Origin of the sequence: Rufibacter sp. DG15C (assembly GCF_001577755.1) — a bacterium.
Taxonomy (GTDB): Bacteria; Bacteroidota; Bacteroidia; order Cytophagales; family Hymenobacteraceae; genus Nibribacter.
This window is the reverse complement of record NZ_CP010776.1, coordinates 1,539,078-1,563,787: the sequence shown is the minus strand read 5'-3', so window position 1 is coordinate 1,563,787 and position 24,710 is coordinate 1,539,078. Positions and strand designations below refer to the sequence as shown.

At 50.0% G+C, this 24,710-nt stretch carries 21 protein-coding genes; 8 read left to right on the top strand and 13 right to left on the bottom strand.

The features are described 5' to 3' along the window. Positions 1–155 precede the first annotated feature (155 nt). Together TH61_RS06585 and TH61_RS06580 are read right to left on the bottom strand one after the other, a co-directional pair. Positions 156–1,184: a type IX secretion system membrane protein PorP/SprF gene (locus TH61_RS06585; RefSeq protein ID WP_066507528.1), complete on the bottom strand. Its 1,029-nt coding sequence runs from the start codon at positions 1,182–1,184 to the stop codon at positions 156–158. Continuing rightward, the gene (locus TH61_RS06580) at positions 1,184–5,326 is read right to left on the bottom strand and encodes a PKD domain-containing protein (protein WP_082780317.1); all 4,143 of its coding nucleotides are present in this window, start codon (positions 5,324–5,326) and stop codon (positions 1,184–1,186) included. Before TH61_RS06580 ends, TH61_RS06585 begins: the two co-directional genes overlap by 1 nt. 362 nt (positions 5,327–5,688) lie before the next feature. Between TH61_RS06580 and TH61_RS06575 the strand changes: the two genes are divergently transcribed. Beyond that, positions 5,689–6,219, top strand: a complete 531-nt coding sequence (locus TH61_RS06575) for a DUF3575 domain-containing protein (protein WP_066507519.1) — start codon at positions 5,689–5,691, stop codon at positions 6,217–6,219. Between the two features lie 137 nt (positions 6,220–6,356). Here TH61_RS06575 and ribH read toward each other — a convergent pair whose 3' ends face one another. The 3 genes from ribH to pdhA all read right to left on the bottom strand — a co-directional run bounded on the left by ribH (position 6,357) and on the right by pdhA (position 8,853). Continuing rightward, complete coding sequence (gene ribH, locus TH61_RS06570; RefSeq protein ID WP_066507516.1) at positions 6,357–6,839, bottom strand: 6,7-dimethyl-8-ribityllumazine synthase; 483 nt, start codon at positions 6,837–6,839, stop codon at positions 6,357–6,359. A gap of 169 nt (positions 6,840–7,008) precedes the next feature. After that, positions 7,009–7,704, bottom strand: a complete 696-nt coding sequence (locus tag TH61_RS06565) for a tol-pal system YbgF family protein (RefSeq protein WP_231862313.1) — start codon at positions 7,702–7,704, stop codon at positions 7,009–7,011. 111 nt (positions 7,705–7,815) lie between these two features. Further along, positions 7,816–8,853, bottom strand: a complete 1,038-nt coding sequence (gene pdhA / locus TH61_RS06560) for a pyruvate dehydrogenase (acetyl-transferring) E1 component subunit alpha (RefSeq protein WP_066507509.1) — start codon at positions 8,851–8,853, stop codon at positions 7,816–7,818. 136 nt (positions 8,854–8,989) lie between these two features. On the opposite strand from pdhA, the gene TH61_RS06555 reads away from it, so the two are divergent. The 6 genes from TH61_RS06555 (at position 8,990) to TH61_RS06530 (ending at position 13,169) form a co-directional block, all read left to right on the top strand. Continuing rightward, complete coding sequence (locus TH61_RS06555) at positions 8,990–10,108, top strand: DNA replication/repair protein RecF (protein WP_066507506.1); 1,119 nt, start codon at positions 8,990–8,992, stop codon at positions 10,106–10,108. Between the two features lie 16 nt (positions 10,109–10,124). Then, positions 10,125–10,601, top strand: coding sequence for a hypothetical protein (locus TH61_RS06550; protein WP_197464111.1), 477 nt, complete (start codon positions 10,125–10,127; stop codon positions 10,599–10,601). A 77-nt stretch (positions 10,602–10,678) separates the two neighbouring features. Beyond that, complete coding sequence (locus TH61_RS06545) at positions 10,679–11,233, top strand: GNAT family N-acetyltransferase (RefSeq protein WP_066507489.1); 555 nt, start codon at positions 10,679–10,681, stop codon at positions 11,231–11,233. A 179-nt stretch (positions 11,234–11,412) separates the two neighbouring features. Beyond that, positions 11,413–11,739 carry a DUF721 domain-containing protein gene (locus tag TH61_RS06540; protein WP_197464110.1) on the top strand — a complete coding sequence of 109 codons (327 nt, stop codon included), beginning with the start codon at positions 11,413–11,415 and terminating at the stop codon, positions 11,737–11,739. 81 nt (positions 11,740–11,820) lie between these two features. Further along, positions 11,821–12,543, top strand: coding sequence for a DUF1003 domain-containing protein (locus TH61_RS06535; RefSeq protein WP_066512580.1), 723 nt, complete (start codon positions 11,821–11,823; stop codon positions 12,541–12,543). A gap of 50 nt (positions 12,544–12,593) precedes the next feature. Next, positions 12,594–13,169 carry an acyl-CoA thioesterase gene (locus TH61_RS06530; RefSeq protein WP_066507486.1) on the top strand — a complete coding sequence of 192 codons (576 nt, stop codon included), beginning with the start codon at positions 12,594–12,596 and terminating at the stop codon, positions 13,167–13,169. Between the two features lie 60 nt (positions 13,170–13,229). On the opposite strand, the gene cls is transcribed toward TH61_RS06530, so the two are convergent. From cls to TH61_RS06490, 8 genes are all read right to left on the bottom strand, one after another. Continuing rightward, positions 13,230–14,741, bottom strand: a complete 1,512-nt coding sequence (gene cls / locus TH61_RS06525; RefSeq protein ID WP_082780316.1) for a cardiolipin synthase — start codon at positions 14,739–14,741, stop codon at positions 13,230–13,232. Between the two features lie 30 nt (positions 14,742–14,771). Further along, entirely contained in the window at positions 14,772–15,836 is a 1,065-nt protein-coding gene (locus tag TH61_RS06520) for a metal-dependent hydrolase (protein WP_066507483.1), read from the bottom strand. A 72-nt stretch (positions 15,837–15,908) separates the two neighbouring features. Next, positions 15,909–17,261: a serine hydrolase gene (locus TH61_RS06515; RefSeq protein WP_066507481.1), complete on the bottom strand. Its 1,353-nt coding sequence runs from the start codon at positions 17,259–17,261 to the stop codon at positions 15,909–15,911. Positions 17,262–17,403: 142 nt separating this feature from the next. Continuing rightward, on the bottom strand, positions 17,404–18,096 hold the full coding sequence (locus tag TH61_RS06510; protein WP_066507480.1) for an ABC transporter ATP-binding protein: 693 nt from the start codon (positions 18,094–18,096) through the stop codon (positions 17,404–17,406). A 119-nt stretch (positions 18,097–18,215) separates the two neighbouring features. Further along, a complete protein-coding gene (locus tag TH61_RS06505; protein ID WP_066507473.1) occupies positions 18,216–19,706 on the bottom strand; it encodes a DUF5687 family protein in 1,491 nt (496 codons plus the stop codon). Positions 19,707–19,845: 139 nt separating this feature from the next. Beyond that, a complete protein-coding gene (locus TH61_RS06500) occupies positions 19,846–20,481 on the bottom strand; it encodes a hypothetical protein (RefSeq protein ID WP_066507472.1) in 636 nt (211 codons plus the stop codon). Continuing rightward, a complete protein-coding gene (locus TH61_RS06495; RefSeq protein WP_231862312.1) occupies positions 20,468–20,908 on the bottom strand; it encodes an RNA polymerase sigma factor in 441 nt (146 codons plus the stop codon). Before TH61_RS06495 ends, TH61_RS06500 begins: the two co-directional genes overlap by 14 nt. Before the next feature lie 504 nt (positions 20,909–21,412). Then, entirely contained in the window at positions 21,413–22,837 is a 1,425-nt protein-coding gene (locus tag TH61_RS06490; protein ID WP_066507468.1) for a Glu/Leu/Phe/Val dehydrogenase, read from the bottom strand. A gap of 340 nt (positions 22,838–23,177) precedes the next feature. Here TH61_RS06490 and TH61_RS06485 point away from each other — a divergent pair, with 340 nt between their 5' ends. Beyond that, positions 23,178–24,557, top strand: coding sequence for a M20/M25/M40 family metallo-hydrolase (locus TH61_RS06485; protein ID WP_066507465.1), 1,380 nt, complete (start codon positions 23,178–23,180; stop codon positions 24,555–24,557). The last annotated feature ends 153 nt before the right edge of the window (positions 24,558–24,710 follow it).

The window sequence follows — 24,710 nt, the reverse complement described above, 5'->3', positions numbered from 1 at the left end:
AGAAAGGGTGTTACTGGAAAGGTTCTACCTGAATTTGAATAGCGTAACCGTAGCTATAGCTACTATTCTAAAATCAGACTCAAATAATAAAAAATGCCGTTTTTGGCCTATTTCCTGGAAAACAGGCCAAAAACGGCATTAAAAGATAAGTAGGTTTACCAAACCCACTGCGGGCATAGGGCTCTGGTAGAATTTTTCAAGCGTACGCCCAGCATCACCTCATGGCTTCCGGCGTTCACTTCAGAAAGGCTGGAAGTGGTCCAGTCATAGGCATACCCTACGCTGAACAGGTGGTTCACATTCACGCCGGCCATCACAGAAACTGCGCTTCTATCCCTGTAAGACGCTCCCAGCCAAACCCGGTTGTCATACTCCACGCGGGCATTCACATCAGTCATCCAGGGGCCTTCCACCATCTTTCTAACCAGCACAGAGGGCACAATGGCTACGTATCGCTGCAGCTGGAACCGGTAACCCGCCGTGGCTACGTACACAGGCTCCAGGCTGATGGCCAGATTAGAGAGAAACGGACTGTTGAAGTCATCGCCGCTTTTGATCAGGTGGGCCCCGGTGAAGCCTATGTAGCCTCTTCGGGTATAAATCCAGGCGCCCAAACTCACATCTGCCTTAAAGGTGGCCATGTTATGACCGTTCAAAGATGGGTCCATGACATCGTTCACCTCGGCGCGAGCGCTGTTAAAAGACTGCCGCGCAAATCCCCCCGAAGCCCCCAGTGAGAAGTTGATGGCCTTGGTGAGGGGAATATGGTACGCGTACACCAGGTTCATGGCCTGCGACTGTAACAACCCCATCCTGTCTGCCTGCAACACCACGCCCACGCCATGATGCGGACGCACCCCATAGAACTTGTTGTTATGCTCAACGCGGTTATTAGAATAAGCAGCGTCTCTGGACATTCTATTCCGGCCCACGTTACGGTCATTGTGACCAATGGACGCGTTGGCGCTTAAGTAGACAGAGAACGGACTGTTGTCAATGCCCACCCACTGCTTCCTGATGGAGCTCTTGACATCTATGTAGTTCTCAATACCCGCCACTGCTGGGTTAATAAGCAGGTTGTTGACCATGTACTGGCTGTAATAGTCTGTTTTTTGGGCAAAGCCGGTCCCTACTGCGCAACTCCATACCAACAAAGCGGCGCACACTCCTCTTACTGCTTTCATCACTTCACAATGGTTACACTGCCCGTAATTGGTTTCTCCTGCGCATTGATATGGATGATATAATAGTAAGCGGCTACCGGCAATGGCGTGCCCTGGTAGGTTCCGTTCCACTTCGTTTTATACCCGTTGGAGGTAAAGACCAGGCTGCCCCAGTGGTTGTACACTTCTACTTTGCACTCTGGATAGGCGTCTATGTTCTTGATGTCCCATTCATCGTTCATGCCGTCATTGTTCAGGGTGAGGACATTGGGCACAAAAAGATTAGGTGTGACCTCTACCGTTACTTGGTCAGAGACTGTGCAGCCTTCCGGCGAGGTATAGGTGACCGTATAAGTAGTCGTTTGTTCAGGATTGGCCACTACATCCGCCCCCTCCGGGGATTGCAATCCAGCCGCGGGTGACCAAAGGAACTTACCGCCAGCTGCCGGGGTGGCAGTGGCCCTCAGGTGGACGCCTCGGCCTTTCAGAACAGAGACATCAGCGCCAGCCATGACTTCTGGCCGTACTACTTCTGCCTTCACCGATTCCCGGCCTAAGCTCACGCAGCCGCTCTCTGAGATAGCCTCTACGTAAAAGACCGCCTCTTTCTGTAGCCTGGGTGAAATAAAGACGTTGCCCGTGTGTAACACCACGCCGCCTTTTGCCTGGTCATACCATTTGTATTGCCATTTAGAATTGGCCAATTCAAACCTAGCAGATTGCCCGGCGCACACCTTCTGGTTCAAGTGGGCCAAGGAGCTAAGCTTAGGCAGTGGCTCTGTTCTGATTTCTACCGCCGCACTGATATGCTGTTGGCAAGGCGCAGCGGTAACCACTCTTCTGTACCATCTGGTGTCATTGACCTGCGGCGGCTGGTAATCTTTGCCTGTATTCAGGCCTGGGGCTGGCACAAATCCGCCTGTTGGTCCAATATCGCTTGACTCCCAGAGATAGGCATAGACACCATTACCACCGGTGGCTGCCGTTCCCCAGATGACTTTGGGTGCCTGCCCTTCACAGGCCACTTGGTTGCCGCCAATGCTGTTGTTGGCAATAGGCGGTGACACCGTGATTTTAACAGGCTGGCTTGCGCTACTGAAGCAGTTGCCCGAAGCGACGACCCGTCTAAACCAAGTGGTCCTGTCTAGTGTTGGCGGTACGTAATCTTTTCCTTGATTAACTCCTGGTGCAGGGACGTACACTTGGTTGTCTGCGCTGTATTCCCATTGGTAAGAATAAGTACCATTGCCGCCCGCTGGTGAGCTTCCCACAAAAGGTGCCAAGCTTGTCCCCGGACAAATACTCTGGTCCCCTGAGATGGAATTGTTGACCAAGGCGGGCAAGACCTTCACGGTGACTTTGGTCCTGACATCGCTTCCGCAGGTAGAGCCCAGGTTGTTGGCTTGTACATAAAAAGTGGTGTCCTTTAAGACCCTGGGTAAGTTAAGGGTGGCCGTCTCTCCCAGCTCGGTGCCGCCGGAGGCTTGGGTAAACCACTTGTAAACCTCCTGGGTTTTGGGTGAGACTACCTGTAGAGACACCGCTTCGCCGGCGCACACGGTTTTGCTTAAAAGCACGGGAGCCACAGGCTTGGTGACGCGGCTTATCTTCACGGTATCACTGACTGCTTCAAAGCAATGGCCGCCTAGCACAATCCGTCTAAACCACATGTCCTTGGTGAGCGCGGGCGCTTGATAGTCTTTCCCTTTATTGGCACCGGCAGCCTCCACAAAGTGGAACCCGTCCTCGCTCATCTGCCATCTATAGGTATAGGTTAAATCTGATTTGGCAGGGTCTGTGCCCGCAATAACCGTTGGAGCTTCCCCAGCGCATTGCACAGGTTGCGTTAGGCTCAGTTTATTGGCAATAGCCGCCGGGTAGACATGGATTTTGACCTCTTTGCGAGTAGAACTCACACAGCCCAAAGTACTCTCTTCCTCTACATAACAGGTGATGGATTTGGTTAAGGGAGGCGTGGTGTAAATTGCCCCGGTGTAGAATGGAGTGCCACCGGTGGCTTGCCAATACCATTTGTACACTCCCACCGGATTGCGCATGCTTAGGATAGCGGCTTTGCCTTCACAGATAACCGTATCACCTGCCAAGGAAAGCGCCTGGTTGCCGTCAAAGAAGGAAAGCACCTGCGAGGTAGTGTCTGCGGGGCCGCAGGCACCAGAAACTACCAAGCTTAGTTTGTACTCGCCTTTTTCTGGGAAGACAATCTCTGGCGTAGCTGACCCAGCCGAGCTGCCTTGCGCAAAAGTAGCCCCATTAGTAAGAATCCATTTATAGGACGTGATAGGAGCGCCAGTAGCCGCAATAGAGAGCGCATGCTGGGAGCCGTCTACGCCCACTTTGACCTTTTGCGGCGCACAGTACACCACTTGCTTCTGAGTAAAGGCCACTTGTGGCTTCCCAATTACCTTTAGTTGTTGAGAGGCCGTTTCTACCCCGCAGCCGTTGGTCACTGTGAGTACTATGTTATACTCCCCAGGCGTTATAAAGGAGATTTGAGCCACTTCAGAGCTGTCTGTAGTATTGTTCACAAACTGCATGCCCTGCGCTGGGGCTATGGCCCACTTAAACTTTCTGTCGGTGCAGCCGCCGGGAGGCAGATTCAAGAGAGGCTTCAGTTTAAAGACGTCAGTGGCGCAGCTATTGGCCGTAGGTTTCTCAATGGCAAAGGAAGCGGCCTGGGCGGTACTAATGCAGATCTCCCGTTTCATCTCTGACGCACCGCAACCGTTTTGCGCGGTCAGGATGACGGTGTACGTGCCGGGCTTGGTGTATTGATGGGTCTGTTCCGGCTTGGAGCCGTTGGTGTCGGTGAAGGGACCTATCTTGGTGCCGTCGCCAAAATCCCAGGTGTATTGCACTGTGCTGGAGCAGTCTGTATTGGCCCCTACCTCAGAAATGTTCTTAAACACCAGCGGCTGGTTCACACAGCTTGACCCATTATTACTCACACTAAAGTACGGCACTGGGGCTTTGTAGACCTCGGGACCTTTAAAGGTGTTCATGGTGGTTTTACAGGCGTTGTTGGCAGTGGTCTGGATGGTGAACCGCTTGCTAGGCACGGCGCAGGACGCGCTGTCAAAGACGTGGGTGATGGTGGCAGGCGGCGGATGAGGCAACCGTAACAAGGGACTGCCGTCGCCGAAATCAATGGTATACAGCGTACTCTTGGCGTTATTGGGTTGGTTGAGGGTATAGGTGATGGAATGAGGGCCGCACCCATCGGGCTTAGTGGGCGGCGCCCTGAGGACCAGGCCTTCGGGTTTGCCAATGTTCTTGATGGTGTATTCCTTAAACGCCTTGCACCCGTTTTTGCCAATCACGGTCACTATCAAGAAATACACTCCTTCCTTGGCATAGGTATGCGGTACTGCTTTGAATGACTTGTCTGAGAAGAATTCCTCAGTGCTGTCACCCCAGTCAATGTGGTATTCTGCGTTGCTTTCTTTGGTAATGGACACGTCAGAGACCTGCACGGTGAAGGCCCCATTGTTAGCACCCACATTGGCACAGTTGTCAAACTGGGCTACCAAGTCTATTAGAGCTGGTTCAGGCTCCTGCTTGATCAACACCGTCTTTTGGATGACCGCGCTACACCCATCTGCCGAACTTACTCTCAAGGTAACAATGTAGCCCGTCACCTCGCCCCCCACAGAGGTATACTTATGTGAAGGATTGGGAGAAGAAGACACATTAAACGGGCCAGAGTCTGGGTCCCCGAAGTCCCAGGAATAGCGCAGGTTCTGACCCACAGACTTATTAATAAAGGTCGCCATTGTACCCGAGCAGACGGTGTCTGTGGGTATGGCAAAATCTGGGATGATTCGCCCCATAGACTGCGTAATGACCAGTTCATTAGATTTAGCTGCATTTGGGCAAGAGGCATCCTCTGCCTTTACCGCATAGGTACCTGGCACATGAATGGCCATCTCCTGCTTTGATTCACCAGAAACTACTTGCCCGTCTTTGTACCATACAAATGTGGTAGCTTTAGGATAGCCTGCCTTTAAGACCACTTGCCCACCTTGGCAAAGCGTTTTTGATCCAGTGGTGGTTAAGGTGGTGACACAATTTGATTGGGCAAAAGACCTTGCTTGCACCCAGAAGAGAAGAAATAAGAATCCCCAATAAAATTTAGTAGCGTTCATCTCATACCAACAAGTTAAGGGTGAAATAGCAAGGGGGAAGGGCTAAGAAAAGCCTGTGCTTCAAGTATTTACTACCATATCATAAAAAAGGATTAGAAAATTTAAAAGTATTATATGAATACCCCTACTTATAGAATGAATCTATAAAAAATTTAAGAAATGTATATGACTATTTATAGCGAGCATTATGGTAATACCTTTGTAGTAAGTCAGATTTGATCTCCTAGTATTATCCTAATCATTATACATGTAGGCAATGGCAGTTTATCAGCCAAAAGACCTATCTTACCATAGGATATAGGGCTCTTGACCAGCTTCTCTGTCCTATCTCTATAAAACCTACTACCTAAACCCTTTTACTCATGAAAAAGCTATTCTTACTGGCGCTAGTGTGCGCATTGGCCGTAACGGCTAAACCTGTGCAGGCGCAGAACAACCTTATCAAAACCAATCTCCTTACCCCTTTTATACAGACAGGGTCTTTTTACTTTGAGCATGTGATCAAGGAAGATAAAAGTCTACAGTTGGGAGTTTTCTTCACCAAGATCGGGGATTTGTCTGGCTACGGCATTACCCCAGAATACCGGGTATACCTGTCAGATACTCCCGCCCCAGACGGCTTTTATGTGGCTCCGTTTGTGAGTTTTATGAACTTTAAAGTAGAAGGCGGAGATTTTGATGACTACAAAGGAAACGCCACTAACTTTGGAGGAGGACTTATAGCCGGACGTCAATGGATTTTTAAAGAGAAAGTATCTTTTGACATCTTTATTGGCCCAGAGTACACAGCCGGTAGTGTGAAAGCAGAATACGGAGACGAAGAACAAATAGAAGACGCGGCCTACAACGGCTGGATACCAAGAGCCGGCATTGCCCTAGGTCTTAGATTTTAAAGAATTCCTTATAAAGCAATAATCGTTTTTAACCTGATTCTTGGAAAATAGGCTAAAACGAACCTCTGTAAACCATGAAAACAGAAAGACCCTCAGAGATATCTGAGGGTCTTTCTGTTTAAAAGCCGTGAATAACCTTAGTTATGCAAGGCTAACATCTGGATGGCGGTGATAGCGGCTTCTACGCCTTTGTTGCCGTGCTTTCCGCCGGCGCGGTCTTTGGCCTGCTGCTCATCATTGGTAGTCACTAAGCCAAAGATGACGGGCTTGTTGAATTTCAAGGCTACGTCTGTAAGACCTTTGGCAACGGCATGGCAGATGTAATCATCATGCTTGGTATCGCCTTTAATCACCACACCCAGCGCAATGACCGCATCAATCTCATTGCTCATGGCCAAGTATTGCGAGCCCAAAGTCAACTCAAAGCTGCCGGGTACGGTGTTGCGGTGAATGTTCTCTGGCCGGGCGCCGTGCTTTAACAGGGTTTCATAAGCGCCTTTGCAAAGGGCGTCGGTGATTTCTTTGTTCCACTCGGCAACCACTATTCCAAACCGTTTTCCAGAGATGTCTGGCAGCTTATCTGAGTTGTAGTCGCTTAAGTTTTTTAGGCTGGTGGCCATGCGTTCTTCTAGTTTTAAGGGGACGATAGGTTTCTGGGCGAAAGGCCGTTTTCGGCTTGTTTTCTGGAAATAAGGCCAAAAACGGTTCTACGCAAAAATGCATAAAAAAACGGTTCGCTAGAGAGAAAATCTCCCCACCGAACCGTTTTGGGTTTCTTATGAAAGAAACTTATTTGCTAGTAGCCAAAGCCTCGTTGCGGGCTTTGTATTTCTTGGCATCGTTTACTTCTGGGGCACTAGGGTAGTCTGTGATGATGCGGTTGTACACCTCAGCGGCCTCTGAGTATTTGTTGGCAGACTCAAGCGCCACACCAGCTTTCATCAAATACTGCGGCGTGAAGAACTCATTGGCTTTGTGATCGGCGGCTTTCTTGTACAGTTCAGCAGCTTCTTCCTTCTTACCAAGTTCCAGGTTGGCGTCACCTTGCAGGCTGTAGGCGCGGGCCTGTAGCAACAAATCATCAGACTTGAAGTTCTCTAGGTAGTTCAGGGCGTCTTGAAACTTACCGTCCTTCAAGAGGGCTACACCCGCGTAGAAGTTGGCCAGGTTACCGGCTTTGGTGCTTCCGTACTCATCTGCCACTTTCTTGAAACCGTCATACTGACCGTCACCGTTGATGGCTTTGGCCAGAGAGTCAGACTCTAGGTAATACTCTGCCTGGAACATGGCAGCCAGCGCCTCTTGGTTTTTGGTTTGCTGGTTCTGGTAGTACAGGAACCCACCTACCACGGCGGCGGCAATAGCCACAAAAATTCCAATCAGCAAGTTCTTGTGACGGTTCACAAAATCTTCGGACCCGCCTACAAGGCGATTCGCCAGGGCATCTGGGTTTTCCACTAGCTCGAATTCGCTTTCTTGCTTCATTGTGTTATTTGACATCAGTAATATAAGATAATAAGTTTTTTTGCTTTGTGTTCGCCTTGCTAGCCCCAAGAACCACCCGTTTTCACAGACCGTTCCCGCAGCGCCAAGGTTTTAGTCCATTAGGTAAGGATAGTCAGCCTCTACGTAAATGTCTGTGTACAACTCTTTTGGATCTGGATACGGCGAGTTCTCAGCAAACTCCACTGACTCCTGCACCTGCCCTTTGATCTTGTTGTCTATCTCTTCCAACTCCTGCTCTGTGGCAAATTTGTTCTCCAAGATAGTAAAACGAACGCTCTCAATTGGATCTTGATTACGATAGCTCTCCAATTCTTCTTTGGTGCGGTACTTAGCCGGGTCAGACATGGAGTGACCTTTGTAACGGTAGGTTCTAAACTCCAGGAAGGTTGGACCCTCACCAGCACGGGCACGCTCAGCGGCACGGGCTACGGCCTCATGCACGTCTTCGCAGCGCATGGCGTTTACCGGCTCTGAGGGCATGTCATAGGCCAGACCTAGTTTATAAAGATCAGTTACGTTAGACGTGCGCTCCACAGAAGTACCCATGGCGTAGCCGTTGTTTTCTACCACAAAGATAACCGGCAGTTTCCACAGCATGGCCATGTTAAAGGCCTCGTGCAACGCACCTTGGCGCACGGCACCATCCCCCATATAGGTGATGCACAGATTGCCCGTCTTGTTGTATTTCTCTGCGAAGGCCAGACCAGCCCCCATAGGCACTTGCGCACCTACAATCCCGTGACCGCCTACAAAGTTTACCTCTTTGTCAAAGATGTGCATAGATCCACCTTTCCCCTTAGAGCAACCCGTGGCCTTGGCGTACAACTCAGCCATAACAGCGTTTGGCGACGTTCCCAACCCCAGCGGATGCGCGTGGTCACGGTAGGCGGTGATCCATTTGTCATCTTTGGTAAGCGCGGTGATGGCACCGGCAGCGCAAGCCTCCTGACCGATGTATAAGTGACAGAAACCTTTGATTTTCTGCTGACCATACAATTGGCCGGCTTTTTCCTCAAATTTGCGCATGAGTTGCATCATCTCATACCAGCGCATGTAGGTCTCTTTTGAAAATGCAGGGGCAGCGTTTACCTTTGCTTTCTTCGCTTTCGCGTCTTTCGTCTCCGCCATACTTTATGTCTGTTGTGCGTACTAGTTAAGTCAGGGGCCAGAACGTATTAGTAGTTTTTCTCTAAAGATCTGCTACAGGCTATGTTCCGACAGGTGTTAAACATGCGAAATTAAGAAAAATACCGGAAACAAATTAATGGTCCTCGAAAATCTACACCTGCTCCACTTTAAGAACTACGAGGAAGCCACGCTACCCTTTTCCACGCACATCAACTGCTTTATAGGTGACAACGGCAGCGGCAAGACCAACCTGCTGGATGCCATCCATTACCTGTCCCTCACCAAAAGCGCCTTTACGGGCACCGACCTGCAGAACATCAAGGACGGAGAAGACTACTTTATAGTGCGCGGCCGTTTTGTGAGCAATGACAAAGTGAGCGCCGTACAGTGCTATTTGAAAGCCGGTCAGAAGAAAATCATCACGCTCAACAAAACGCCCTATGAGCGCGTGAGTGAGCACGTGGGCCAGTTTCCGGTGGTCTTGATTTCGCCGTATGATACAGATTTGATTAGGGAAGGAAGCGAAGACCGGCGCAAATTCTTTGATTCCCTCATGGCGCAGCTGGACCATTCCTACCTAGACCTGCTCATTCAATACAACTACGTCCTCAAGCAGCGCAACTCTTTGTTAAAGCAGTTCGCGGAGAAGAATTACATAGACCGGGAGTACCTGCAGATTCTGGATGAGCAGTTGATGCCGCTAGGCACCGAGTTAAGCATACGCCGCGCCGCCTTCCTAGAGACCTTTGAACCGGTGTTCCAGCGGCATTACCAGCACTTGTCCGGCTCCTCTGAGCTGGTCACGCTGGGCTACCAGAGCCAACTCATTCGGCAGAACTACGCCTACCTTTTGGACCAAAGCCAGCGAAAGGATTTGCTTTTGCAACGTACCACCGTGGGCCCGCACAAAGACGATTTTGTATTCTTGATGGCGGATAAGAGCGTGAAGAACTACGGCTCCCAAGGCCAGCAGAAAAGCTACGTCATTGCCCTTAAGCTGGCCCAGTTTGAGGTCCTAGCCCAGAAAAATGACAACAAACCCTTGCTGTTATTAGATGACATCTTTGACCGCCTAGACGAAAAGCGTATCACGCACCTCATGCAACTGGTTGCCAACAATACCTTCGGGCAGATTTTCCTGACAGACACGCACTTGGATAGAACAGACAAGATTCTGCAACCGCTTTCCAACAACATTAGACGGTTCAGAATCTCTGAGGGAAAAGCAGAGACCATTGAGGATGAGGATATCTAACTGAAAACAAACGCTTATGTTCTCCTGGTTTAGAAAATCTAAATTCCCGAAGAAGCTTCCAATCAATAGAATGGAGGATTACCATACGCACTTCTTGGGCAAAACCAGCCATGGAAAACTATTCTGGGCGTATGAGACCTTCTATTTCTCGCAACCTTTTGGCAGTTTTAAAAATGAGGATTGGGCAAAATACCGGAGAGAGTATGCTATTCTTCATCTGTTTGATAAAGCGGGCAACCATGTAGAAACCAAGTCAAAGTTTACGGGAATAACCGCTGATTTGCAGGAGGTAGATACTTATACCGTACTAGAAGAAATGGTGCGAGAGCTTGGTCAGGTAGAATACACAGATATTGAAGTGAAACCTTTCAGTGTGAAGATTGATGGTGTGATTTTTGGGCTGATCCCTGATTCAGAAACTGGCTCCATTGATTTACAACCCAGCTCTACTATCTCTTTTCAAGAACCATGGGATGGGGAATACCTAACATAACCATTTTATCGTTTTTGGCTTACTTTCTGGAAAACAGGCTAAAAACGGTTACCTTGAATTCTAAAATCCCCACTCCCATGGATGCATCTTTAGAAGTAAGAGAACTGCAGGCAGATGACATTCCCCTCATCGCGGACTATTGGCTGAAGTCTGACCCAGACTTTCTGGTGAGCATGGGCGTGGATTTGCAAAAACTCCCCTCTCGCGAAGGGCTTACCCAGATGCTTACCCACCAACTAAAATTGCCACTCACAGAGAAGATGGCGTACGCGTTGATCTGGCTGGTAGACGGCAAACCCGTGGGCCACTGCAATGTGAACAACATTCAGTTCGGGCAGAGTGCGTACATGCATTTGCACCTGTGGCAGTCTGAGACCCGGCAACAAGGCATGGGCACGGAGCTGGTTAAGAAATCGCTGCCTTTCTTTTTTGAGAACCTGCAACTGCAAGAGATTTACTGCGAGCCCTATGCGCTCAACGTGGCTCCCAACAAGACGCTAGAGAAAGTAGGCTTCACGTTTGAGAAACGCTATGTCACCATACCCGGCTCGCTCAACTTTGAACAGGAGGTCAACCGCTGGAAACTCACTAGAAGTGACTACCAGAGGATTGTGGCCGAGGAACATTCGTAAAACTCCAAATGTCGTTTTTGCCTTACTTTCTGAGAATCAGGGCAAAAACGAAGGTGCAGAACTTAGCGTATTTCTGGGGATAACCGGGTGGATAAATTCATCTGCCGTAAAAGGATTTAGGGGCGGTTTAAACGGCTACCTTAGCAGTCCAGAACCCAGCATCCTTACCCGCAAAAACTATGTCATTACGCCCGTTGAACCCCAGAAGCCCTTTCATGCGCAAAGCAGATACCATCTCTTTGAAAGACAGCATTGAGGCCATGCTCCGGGCGTACAAACTCAACGGCAAACTGAGCGAAGTGCAGTTGGTGGCCTCCTGGGAGAAGATCATGGGCAGGGCCATCTCCATGAAGACACAGGAAGTCTTTGTGCGCAATCGCAAGCTGTTTGTGCGCCTCACCTCTGCCCCACTCAAGCACGAACTCAACATGGCCAAAGCCAAAGTCCTCACCCTCATCAACGCCGAAGTGGGCGAGTCGGTGATTGACGACGTGGTGTTCTTGTAGTTACCTTTCACCAGCGTAAGTGCGTACTTAATTGAAGTTTAGAGGCAGGATCCTTTGAACATCACCTTAAGCCAAACGCCCATGTCTACGCTGAAAGACCTTCCGGTAGTGGAGACTTGCCAGATCACAGGCAAGCTCTTGCCGCTAAGCCAGTTGATGCCCGCCAACACCGTGCGCGAACCACTGGTAGAACTCATCCTCAAGGACCACCCACAGTGGGACCAATCTGGCTACATCTCGCTGGATGAGCTCAACAAGTACAGAACCGCCTTTGTAGAATCTTTGCTGCAAGAGGAGTTTGGCCACCTCACCGAACTGGAGCAAGAGGTGGTGAGCAGTATCTCGCAGAATGAGCTCCTCTCCAAAAACACAGAGACAGAATATACAGAACAACTCACCTTTGGCGAGCGCATCTCAGATAAAATAGCCGATTTTGGGGGCAGCTGGCGGTTTATCCTCAGCTTTCTGGCTTTTCTGATCATTTGGATGGTCATTAACGTCGTCCATTTTCTAGGCCAGCCGTTTGATCCCTTCCCATTCATCTTGCTCAACCTCATCCTCTCTTCCATTGCGGCCTTGCAAGCGCCCGTCATCATGATGAGCCAGAACCGCCAGGAGGAGAAGGATCGCCTGCGCGCCGAGCATGACTTCCAGATCAACCTGAAAGCCGAACTGGAGATACGCCAACTTCATGAGAAAATTGACCACCTGCTCATGCAGCAAGGCCATAGAATGTTCCAGATACAGCAGATACAGGTAGAGCTGCTCAATGAAATCAACGCCCGTCTCCGGAATAACGTCTAGCGACATTTCCCGTTTTTGCCTTACTTTTAGGAAAACAGCTCAAAACCGAAATGCCCACTTCTAGCCCAGACCAAGACTTCTTCAAACCTGTCTCCCACTCGCGCACCACGCTCACCGAGCTGATGATTCCCAGCTATGCCAACTTCGGGGGGAAGATTCACGGCGGCATCCTGCTGTCCTTGATGGATAAAGTAGCCTATGCCTGCGCGGCCAAGCACGCGGGTAATTACTGCGTGACGGTGACGGTAGACGGCGTGCATTTTCTGCAGCCTGTAGAGGTAGGTGAACTAGTGAGTTTAATGGCCTCAGTGAATTATGTAGGAAGAACTTCTTTGCTGGTGGGCATCAAGGTAATTGCTGAGAATGTGAAGAGCGGTTCTGTCAAGCACACCAACACCTCTTACTTTACCATGGTGGCCAAAGGCGAAGACGACAAACCCGCCCTGGTGCCCGGCCTTACCTTAGAAACCCCTGAAGACGCGCGCCGTTTCATTGAGGCCTTGCAACGCAAGGAAATAAAGGCCCGCTCAGAGCAGGAGTTCAAAGAGATTAAGACGCATCTAGAGCTACAGCAACACCTCCCTACCTTAGACGGACAACGCTGCCAAATGGCATTCACCCTATAAGTTATCCACAACCGTTTTGGCCTGTTTCTTAGAAATTACGCCAAAAACGATGTTTAGCAATTATAGTAGCGGAGATAACAACCTGGCCAGTTTCTCAAAAAGTTGCTTGACTCTAGAGCGGTTGCGCCATTCCTCAGGGTCTATCTTCTTGGCGTCATTCAGGTCTAGGTAGAAGGCGTTGTGTAGCTGCTGGGAGATTTCCTTGTCATAGACCACGGCGTTCACTTCAAAGTTGAGTTCAAAACTGCGGTTGTCCATATTGGCGGTGCCCACCATGGACATGTTGCCGTCAATGACCATGGTCTTGGCATGCATGAACCCTTTCTGGTAGAGATAGATTTCCACACCTGCCAAGAGCAGATCATCATAGTAAGACCATGCCGCTGCGTTCACCAAGGCAGAATCTGCAATGCCCGGCACTAGCAATTTGACAGACACGCCACCCATGGCAGCCACGCACAAGGCGTTTAAAATGCTCTCACCGGGAATGAAATACGGGGTAGTTATCAACACTTCCTCCTGCGCCAGATAGATAGACTGCAGCAAGGAGAACAGAATAGTGGACGTAGGCGAATCTGGCCCGCTGGCCGCTATCTGCACCCGGCAATGGGCGTCTTTTACAGGTTCGGCAATAAAGTAATGCTCCTCTGGGTGCAGGAACTGACCCGAGCAGAAATTCCAGTCACAAAAGAAAAGGTATTGCAGGTAGTAAATGCCCGGCCCGTCAATGCGCAGGTGGGTGTCTCGCCAGTACAGTGCTTGCTTCTTTTTGAGGTTGTTGATGTACCGGTCTGCTATGTTGAGGCCGCCCACAAAGGCGGTCTTGGCGTCAATGATAATGATCTTGCGGTGATTGCGGTAATTCAATCTATTGGCCAGCAACCAGAAATGCACCCGATGGAACGGATGGGCCTCTACGCCAGCTTCTGCAAGTTCAGCTACATACTTTCTCCTGATAGAACGGCTTCCGTAGTCATCATAAATCAACCTGACCTGTACGCCCTCCTTCGCCTTTTGGATAAGCACGTCTTTTATCTGGTTGCCTATGCGGTCATTGTCTATGATGTAGTATTCAAGGTGAATGTGGTGTTTGGCTAGCTTAAGAGCTTCCAGCACTTCGGGGAATTTCTCTTCACCATTGAGCAGGACTTTGACTTTGTTGCCGGCGGTCAACGGACTAAAGCTGTCGCGCAGCAAGAGTTTGATGAGTTCTTTGTTGGCCTTCACCTCGGGACTGCTGCTTTGTAGGCTCTGCTCTGAGTAAGCGGTCACGCGTTGCTCCAACTCGCTCATGAAGACCTCGTCCTCAATCAGCTTCTTGGTGTAGAGCCGGCGCTTCTTGTAGTTGATCCCGAAGGAGAAGTAAATAATGATTCCCAGAAACGGCACAAAGATGGCAATGAGCAGATAAGCCAGCGTCTTGGACGTAGAGCGCGTGTCATAAATAATGCGGAGACAGACCAATACCACCACTACCGTATAGACCAGCCTGCCCAGCGTCATCCAGTTCTCCTGGTCCAGTAGAAAATCAAATGGGGAGGCTTGTATGGAGTATCTAAGCTGCTCTAGCATAGAAATGGACTGTGGATAAATGTTATTTCCCTAAAGAGATTTTTCTTCTTGAGGCCTAAAAACCCTGTGGATAAGTTGCCTGACCGTGACGGCATCCCACCCCTGAAATCGGCCTCTCTGCACTGCTAACGTGTTATCCAGCTTGGGCTGCAGGTAATAATGAAAGGCGAAGGTAGCACTGTTGTCGCGCCAGCCCAAGACTTGCCCAAACCGGAGCACGTTAAAGACCAGCGTATCCTGCCTCTGCTGTGCGGTATGGTAGCCCGCTGCAAACTGCTTCAAGTCTTGTACCTCCTGTTGGTCTGGATGAGCGGCTAATAAGTGGTCATTTCTTGGGTAGAAAGTAAACGCAATGGGAGCTTCTTCTCCCTCAAACACCGAACGGTACCCAATATGATAACCGCTGTCTGAGGTCGCCACCACGTACCACAGCCAACTGTTGAAGGCCGTAGGCGTCATGAAATGATGTTTTGTCTGTAAACTCTGACTAACTAAAGACCTTTCTACACTTCTCTCAACAGTAGCCTTGTTCTGGTTGGCGTAGCCCAGATACGCCAATGGCAGCACCAAACCCATCACCGCCCATGCCTTTCTGCTCTGTGGATTGATTCTGTGGCTGAATATTAATACAAGGACGGCTATAATAGGCCATAGCGTAAATAATGGGTCAGCCACATAAAGCAAATTCCAGGAGAAGCGCGTCTCTTGAAAGGGCAATAGCAAACCGGTACCGTAGGCATTGCAGGTATCCAGCAGATCATGCAGAAAGATCTGGCCCAAGAAAAACAGCAAGAGTGCCCCAAAACCTGCGTTACCGGTGTACTTCCATCTGTTGAGCAAAGCCGCCAGCAAGACAGCCAAGCCTACCCCGAAGAGAAAGGAATGCGTGATGCCCCGGTGCACCAACAAGTTCTTGGAGAAAGGCAGCCACAGGGCAGCCACCACGTCTATGTCTGGGAGGTTTTGCGCCACCGCGCCCAGCCAAAGCGCATGCCGGCCCAGCTTTTTCCCCAGCGTTAGTTCTCCTATACAAGCCCCAATGGCGGCATGCGTCAATGAATCCATAGCAGTGCAAATGTCATGGGTATACGCCATACATCAAAAAGGCGTTTTTGGGCTACTTTTTAAGAAATAGCCCAAAAACGCCTCTACTCACCCAAGGAGATTCTATTCTTTGGTGAAATGGTATTTGCCCGCCCCTTGCTTTAGGGTGAACTGGTCATACACGCCGGCCTCATTGGCAATGAATTCAATCTCAATGCTAGCTGGTTCAAAGACAAAGTTCTGAGCATTCTTGGGCTCTAATATGAACTCTGACTGACCCTGCGCCTGTGACATGAGCTTATCTCCGTCCTTGCGCATGGTTACTTTCAAGGGAAACTGCTTAGAGACAAAGGTGCCTTCATACTTGCTCAAATCCAGCACCAAGCCTTTAGGTATCTCATAAGAAGGGATCTTGTAAGGCTTGTTGAATGCAATGTTCAAGATGCCTATATGTGCATCACTGGGGTTCATGCCTAACCCGTTGAAGGTGGTAGCCATGGTCAATTTCTGCTCTGGGAAATAGCTGATCATAGAGTTGAACCCGTCAATAATGCCGCCATGGCCATAAGACACCTGGTTGTTAAACTTTAACGTGATCAAGCCTAAGCCATAGCCGTCTTTCATGGTTTTCATCTGCTCTAAAGACGCAGCAGAGATGAGCTTGCCATTAAACAAGCCGTGTATGAAAGTTGCCAGGTCTTTGGTGGTAGAAACGATGGCCCCAGCACCGTGGGGGATGCTCATATCCGTCTCTGGGGAAACGGTCCATTGGTTGTCTACAAACTTATAAGAAGCCGCTTCTTTCTTGGCCTGGGTTATCTTTCCTCCGTAGTAGGTGTCCTTGAGCTTGAGTTTATCCACAATCTTTTTCTTTAAAACCTCGGCGTACGGTTTCTTGGTGACCCGTTCTACAATGTAGCCCAACAGTACATAGTTGGTATTGCTGTAATTGTACTTGGCACCAGGTTCAAAAATAGGCTTCAGGGACGTCATGATCGCCAGCATCTCTTCCTGGGTTTTGGGCTGCGTCATGTACAACCCATAGGCAGGCACTGAGGTAAAGCTCATCAGGCCGCTGTGCTGGTTCAATAAATGCTCAATGGTAATGGTAGACGCGTTTTCAAACTCTGGAAAGAACGTAGACAACGGCGTATTTAGAGCAAGCTTCTTTTCTTCTATCAATTGCAGAATAAGCGTAGCCGTGAAGGTTTTAGAGATAGACCCAACGCGGTACTTGGTGGCAGTAGTGGCTTTTTCCTGATTTTGGTCAGCAAGGCTGGCATAGCCAATAGCTCTGTTGTAGACCGGCTTTCCGCCTTGGTATAGGGCCACCGTGCCCATGATCTTGTTTTTGCTTTCCAGCACAGACAGCAGACTGTCCATCTTGGCTTTGTTAAAATTCTCTTTCTGCTGAGCCATGCCCACAAAAGGCAAGGACAGCCAGAGGCAAGCCGCTAAAGATTTCTTGAATTTCATATTGAGTTTTATTGGGGACAGATAGATATAGAAAAAGGCGTTTTTGGTCTATAATCTAGAAAGTAGCCCAAAAACGCCTTTATTAGGAATAGCCTGCTTTTAGTTTAGCATGCAGGCTGAAATCAAATTCTACTGTGGATAACTACACCGTAAAATAGCTCTCCAATTGCTGGAGCGTAGTTTCGTTGGTTTTCATGTCCTCCACTACTTTGCCTTTCTCCAGCAAGACAATGCGGTCGCAGACTTCAATCACGTGGCTTAGGTCGTGGCTAGATATCAACATGGTCATGCCTTGGCTCTTCAGGTCTTTCAAGAGGTTCTTGAGGCGTATCTGTGAGCTTGGGTCCAGGTTGGCGAACGGCTCATCCAGGATCAACAACTCTGGGTCTGCCATGGCTGCGGCAGCTACGCCTACCTTTTTCTGGTTTCCTTTAGAGAAGTCCCTGATGTACTTGCGCTGCGCCAGAATCTCGCCGTTGAAGAAATCCTGGAAACGCGTCATGAACGCTTGCACATCTCCTTGGCTCAAGCCGTTTAGTTTGCCAATAAAATGGAAATACTCTTCTGGCGTCAAGTAGTCAATTAAGAAACCTTCGTCTAGGTGAGAGCCGGTGTACTGCTTCCAGTCCTCGGTGGTGCGCACATTCACGTCTTTGCTCAAGACCTCACCGCCAGACGGACGAATCAAGTCCAGAATCATCCGGAAGAAGGTGGTCTTGCCAGCGCCGTTGTTGCCCACCAGGCCAATGGTTTCGCCTTTTTGAATGTTCAGCGCCGGGATGTCAACCACCGTCACGCCATTGTATCTTTTCTGAAGGTCGCGTACTTCTATCATATCCTTATATTTTAAATCACAGGCGTAAAGCGTTTTACTTGAGCACCTATGCAGTAAATGACTTATTTATAACTTGTTATACTTTTACAGGCTTCTAAAAAACCTGAGTTTATCCACAGCTAGGCTGTCTGCCTAAAACCAGCGGCAATCTCGTATTTCTGGCCAGTGAAACGTTTCACTACCACTCCTATCAACTGCTTATGGAAGATAAAGCCCAAGATGCCCAGGATTGAGAGCGTAGCTATTCCCCAGTAAGGTTGGCCCAGCAAACTGAACGGTAAGAAAATTAAGATAGGCCCAAGAAGGATGGGCAGCATTAAGATAAACTGTGAGGCACCCACCCCTTGCCAGTTAAAAGAAGCGCTCTTGCTCAAGTCAATGCGTTTCTTGTTGAACGTGCTCATGAACAGCACCACAAAGGTGTTAATGCCTATGTTGTAGAGGAAGCAAGCCGTATTGATGAGCATGATTTTACCCCCTGCCTCAGGCAAAAGGCCATACAGCAAGGTGACTAAATAGGCTATCACGCAGGCCGGCACAAACAGCCAGAACTTGGCCAGATAGAACTTATAGGGACTCAAGCGTTTGGTCAAGAGCGCATCAAAATGGGCACTTTGCCAGCCCGGCACAAACTGACCGTAGCTCATCATTAAGAAGCCGGTCATGAAGATGCCCGGGAAGATGAGCATGGTAAAGCCGTCTGTGTACATTTTGTTCATGTAAAACACAAAGCCATAGGCCAGGAAGAAGACAGACATAATCACCACAGACCGTGGGCGCTTGTGCCGCTGGATTAAGCGCAACTCCAAGCCAATCAAAGTACCCATCTCGCCGAAACGTTGCAAAAACCCAATCTCAGAGCTATCTCCAACTTTTGACGCTTTGTTCACCCGTATCTCTTCTGGGTAGGTATGGGAGATCAGGAAACTGTAGTTAAGCATGTATACCGCCACTAGCAACACCAAAGGTACCAATACCCAAACTGGTTGCGTGCCCAGGCCGTTGAAGAAGCTTCTAGAGCTGTCGCTTAAAGAGATAAAGTTGAGGTAGTCTGCCAGGGCCAAGCCAATCACGGCCAGCAAGAACCCAAACGTCACCATAGGCTTCTCTACCAGCTGGCGCTTTACATACAGGGTAATGAAGTTGTTCACCAGCGTGAGCAGGAACAGACCCAGAACCCACATCCAGGTACCGGCCATGCCATACACCGCCGGCAAGGTTTTTACCGCGAAGGGAATGAACAGGAACAGTGGCAGGAAGTTGAAAAGGCTGGTAATGGACTTCCAGAGCACAAAATTAACCAGCTTGGACTTGCCCACCGGCAGGTGCAGGTAGGGCTGAATGCCCAGCACCGGAAGCTCCTGCAAGAAGAAGCGCATGGCCAGGTCAATTAAAAAGTAGTAGAGCAGGCCGCCGTTGACCATGGCCAACGTCTCTTTTCCCGGAAACATGTAGTTGAGGATGTTGTCCAGAAAGAAGCCCAGCAGCACCACATACAAAAGCATGAGGAGCATGAAGAAGCCCAGCACCAGGTTCACGGTCAGGTTTTTCTGCCAGACAGAGGACCGGGTGGTCTCTTTCCATTGGTGTGAAAGAAGAAGTGAAAGCATAAGCAGGTTGTTGTTTGGTAGTTTGTGTGTTTAGGCTATTAGTCCTTTAACTTACCAAAATATTACAAGCTCAGCCTGAATTCTTTACCAATAGATAGAAAAAGCGCTATGTATGAGAGTAGAAGAACCTTGCGTCTTTCTATGCCGCTACTTCCAAGGTTTCTAGTTCACTAAGGGCGCCTCTCAGGTTATTCAAATGGTTGCCATACATCTGGCGTATGTACCAGCGCAGGAAGCTATAGCCCACCACTCCGCCAATCACAAACCCAATGATAAGCCGCAGGGACAGCTGTTCCCAGGGCAAATGGGAGAGGTTGATGCCCTCGCCTAGTTTCAAGTAGACCAGTTGGCCCGCCGCCAACCCAATGGGCGCGAACAGCACGTTGCTCCAGAAATACAGCTTGGTGAGGCCGGTAAGCATCTCGGTGAGGTTTTGGAGCGTGCCGCGCAGGTTCTCTGTGGTCACGTTTAGGCGGCGCAGGTACTGCAGGCGTCCCCAGAAGTAGCCCAGGAACGGCAGGCAGATGACCACTATCACCATACACAGAAGCTTGAACACCAAGTCATTGGTAACATAGACCACGCCCACCCCAAACAATAGAACGGTGAACAGCAGCATGCCCAGCTCAAAGTAAATGTTCTTCTTGAGCTTGGTGACCGCATTCTGGGTACGGGTTTTCAACAGACTACTAATCTGGTCTTCGGTGACCTGGTGAACCGCCGCGGTCTGGGCAGCATATACCTGCCAGGCGTCTTTGAGGCTATCTAATTTCATCGTACACAGGGGTAAGCAGTTTCTCTAGCTTGGCTTTGATGCGATTCAGTTTCACGCCTACGTTGGATTTGGTGATGCCAATGATCTCGGCAATCTCATCATAGGACTTGTCTTCTAAATAGAGCATCACAATGGCTTTTTCCACTTGAGACAACTGGTCAATGGCGGAGTAGAGGTACTTGATTTTCAGTTCGTATTCAGCGGAAGTGTCTGGAGCAGACGGTATCTGCAGGTCCAGGTCAGAAAGCGAGCTTTGGTGCGGCCTTCTAGATTCCTTCCTAAAGCTAGAGACGGCCGTGTTCAGGGCCACCCGGTACATCCAGGTGCTCACTTTAGATTCGTGCTTAAACGTAGGATAGGACCTCCAGAGTTGCAACACTATCTCCTGGAACAGGTCTTTCCGTTCCTCGGGGTCACGACAGTACATGCTGCAGACCTTGTGAATCAAGGCCTGGTCTTGTGCAATGAGCTTGACGAATTCTTTTCTAAGCGCCGGATTTTCCACCGTAGTCTAAAAGTTTACCCCTATTGGTAGCCTAAGCCACAGGTAAATTACAGTTTCTAGCTGATATGCCGTAAAATTGTTGATGGCTGATGTTCAATTGTTGACAGCCATGTCCTCCTGCCCTTACCGTTTTTAGCCTGCTTTCTGAGAAACAGCCCAAAAACGAGTACTGTTCCCATTGTGCTTCTCGGCATTACCTTTCTTAGTTTATCATCCTGAAAAGACTTTATGAGCAAGTAAGATGACTTCTTTGGTAACCGTTATCACAACTTGCCCACAAGATCTTTTATGATGGCCGGAATGGTGGCATATTTTCATTCTTAGAAACCAGCAGCCACAAAAAAAGCCCCAGCAGATTTGAGCTGCTGAGGCCTTACCATTTTTGGTCTGTTTTGACGGAAACAGGCTAAAAACGATGTCTGTGCATCAAGGGAAAATACCCAGTGACTGGTAACTCACGCCAATCTTCTCAATGGCGCTGTAGAAGCCGGCGGTACGCAGATCCGTGATGGTGGATTTCTGGCGGGTCACTTCACGTATTTCATGGTAAGCAGTAATCATGGTGTCTTCTAGGCCAGAGTAGACCAGGTCCCGCTCATCTGCGCCGTGGATGATGAGCTCCTTTTCTTCTGGCGAGAGGCTTTTGCCGGTGTTCTTCTCAATGGTGTCTACCAGGCGTTTCAGGCTGGCTTCCTCGGCACGCTTGCCCATGCGGCCAAAGCGTACATTGGATAGGTTTTTGAGCCACTCAAAGTAAGACACCGTCACCCCGCCGGCGTTCAGGTATAAGTCTGGGATGATGATCACGCCCCGTGACAAGAGAATGCGCTCGGCTTCCTGGGTCACGGGACCGTTGGCACCTTCCGCAATGATTTTGGCTTTGATGCGCGCGGCATTGTCCTGGTGAATCACGTTCTCCAGCGCAGCCGGTAAAAGGACATCACATTCATGTTCCAGCAGTTCAGCGGAGCTTTCCAAGAAAGTACAGTTATGGAAGCCTTTCAGGGAGCCGTGCTGCTGACGGTACTGCATGACCTCGTCCACGTCAATGCCGTTCGGGTTGAAGATACCGCCCTCACGCTCGGCAATGCCCGTGATGACGGCACCCGCCTTTTGGCAGTAAATAGCCGCGTGGTAGCCTACGTTCCCTAGTCCCTGCACAATGATGCGCTTGCCTTCAATGCCCTGTGAAAGGCCCAGCGGCTTCAAAATCTCTGAATCTGACAAAGCCTCGCGCAGCCCGAAGAACACGCCCAAACCCGTCGCCTCGGTCCGGCCCCTGATTCCGCCTTGGCCTACCGGTTTACCGGTGACGCAGCCTAGCGCGTTGGTCTCGCCGTATTTGAAGGTATGGTAGGTATCTGCTATCCAGGCCATTTCGCGGGCCCCGGTGCCGTAGTCTGGCGCGGGTACGTCCATGGCGGGGCCAATCAGGTTCTTTTTGATGAGCTCACTGGCAAAGCGTCTGGTCACCTTCTCCAGTAATTCCACAGAGGAGGTTCTGGGGTTGATTTTCACGCCGCCCTTGGCTCCGCCAAAGGGCACGTCTACCACGGCGCATTTAAAAGTCATGAGTGTGGCCAGAGCTACTACTTCGTCCTCGTCTACGTGCATGCTGTACCTGATACCGCCTTTGGTGGGCAGCTTGTGGTGACTGTGCTGGGCGCGGATTCCCTCAAACACCTGTACCTCGCCGTTAATCTCCACCGGAAAATTCACTTTGTACACGCTGTTGCACGTCCTTATCTGCGCCAGAATGCCGGGATTGAGGTTGGAGTGCTTGGCCGCATTGTCATAGTAGTAATGGACACTGTCTAAGAATTCTTTTCCGGGGGCTACATTGGCGCTCATAGTTTTCTTGGGTTGGTGACAAAACTAGAACGTACTAATACGCAGACGCGTTGCTTGCCCTCAAAATGTTCCACGGAGAACAGTTTAGAGATGCAAGATTCAAGACGTAAGACACAAGACTTTTCTCTGCGCTTGTCATTCGTTTTTGGGCTGTATTCTGGAAAAGAGGTTAAAAACGGCTTGGGATGAGAAGTGTGGCATTTTGTCAAGATTGAGTTTCTGGGGATTAATGCAGAAATTACCCAACTGAATAAGAACAAATAAGACACAGCTGGTTATTGCTTTAAACCTGCGGTGCTTTATTTGCTCTAAGACCCAAACCCACACCACTCAAACAACCATGCGTACATTTTCTACTATTGCCTTGGCGGGCCTTTGCACCGTGGGCGTACTTTTTAGCGCTCCTTTCTCGCAGGCACAATCCATTGTAAGAACAGACCCGGTTATCAAGAAAATGACCGAAGAGGTCTCTGCCCAAGAACTGGAGCGCCTGGTGCGCGGCCTGGTAAGTTTTGAGACCCGGCACTCACTCAGCTCTGTCAAAGACAAGAAGAAAGGCATAGGCGCCGCCCGCAATTGGGCCGAGGCCGAGATGCAAAAAGCCGCCGCTCTGTCGGGGGGTCGTATGACCGTGATCCAGGACAAGTACCTGGTAAAGGCCGATGGTCGCCGGGTGAAAGAGGATGTGGAGTTTGCCAACGTCATGGCCACCCTCAAAGGCACCGACCCCAACGATGACCGCGTGTTCATTGTGAGCGGGCACATTGACTCTAGAAACACAGACGTGATGGATGCGGTAGGCAAAGCGCCGGGCGCCAATGATGACGGCTCTGGAACGGCCGCGGTGATTGAACTGGCCCGTGTCATGGCCAAGCAGTCGTTTCCGGCTACCATTATTTTTGTCTGCGTGCAGGGCGAAGAACAAGGCCTGATTGGCGCCCGTCACCTTGCCGAACGCGCTAAGAAAGAAAACTGGAACCTGGTAGCCATGCTCAACAATGACATGATTGGTAACTCCCTTTCAGATGAGACTGGCCTAGCGGATAATACCCGCGTGCGCATCTTCTCTGAAGGCGTACCCGCCTTGGAAACCCCAGAAATGACGGCCATGCGCAAAAGCACCGGCGGCGAAAATGACAGCCGAAGCCGCCAACTGGCCCGCTACATGAAGGAGATGGCCAGCCGCTACGTACCGCAATTAGACGTGGTCCTGAACTACCGCACCGACCGTTTCCTGCGCGGCGGCGACCATACCCCCTTCAGCCAGTTGGGCTTCACGGCCATACGCGTCTGTGAGATGAACGAAAACTACCAGTACCAGCACCAGAACGTGCGCACTGAGAAAGGCATTGCCTACGGCGACTTCCCGGAGCATGTAGACTTTGAGTATATTAGAAAGAACACCGCCATGAACCTGGCTACCTTGTCTAACCTGGCCTTGGCGCCTTACTCCCCAGAGAACGTGGGCGTGGTCACCAGCAACCTCACCAACAAGACTGAGCTAAAATGGGAAGCCCCGGCCAAAGGCGAGCGCCCGGCCGGCTATTACATTCTCATGCGCGAAACCTCTTCTGCCATGTGGGAAAAGAAAATCTACGTAGAGGGCAACGCCACCACCACCCTTCTGCCCTACTCCAAGGACAACTACTTCTTTGCCGTGCAGGCCGTTGACGCCGAAGGCCACGAAAGCCTGCCCGTCATGCCCAAGCCTCTGAGGTAGTAAGAATCATTTTCTGGCTGATTTCTGGAAAACAGGCTAAAAACAGCCCGGTAGTTTATGCTGCCGGGCTGTTTGTTTTATGGGAGTTGCCGTATAGACAAAGTTGAGTGCTGACCGCTGTAACCTTTCCTAGAATATTGCGGTTTATGAATA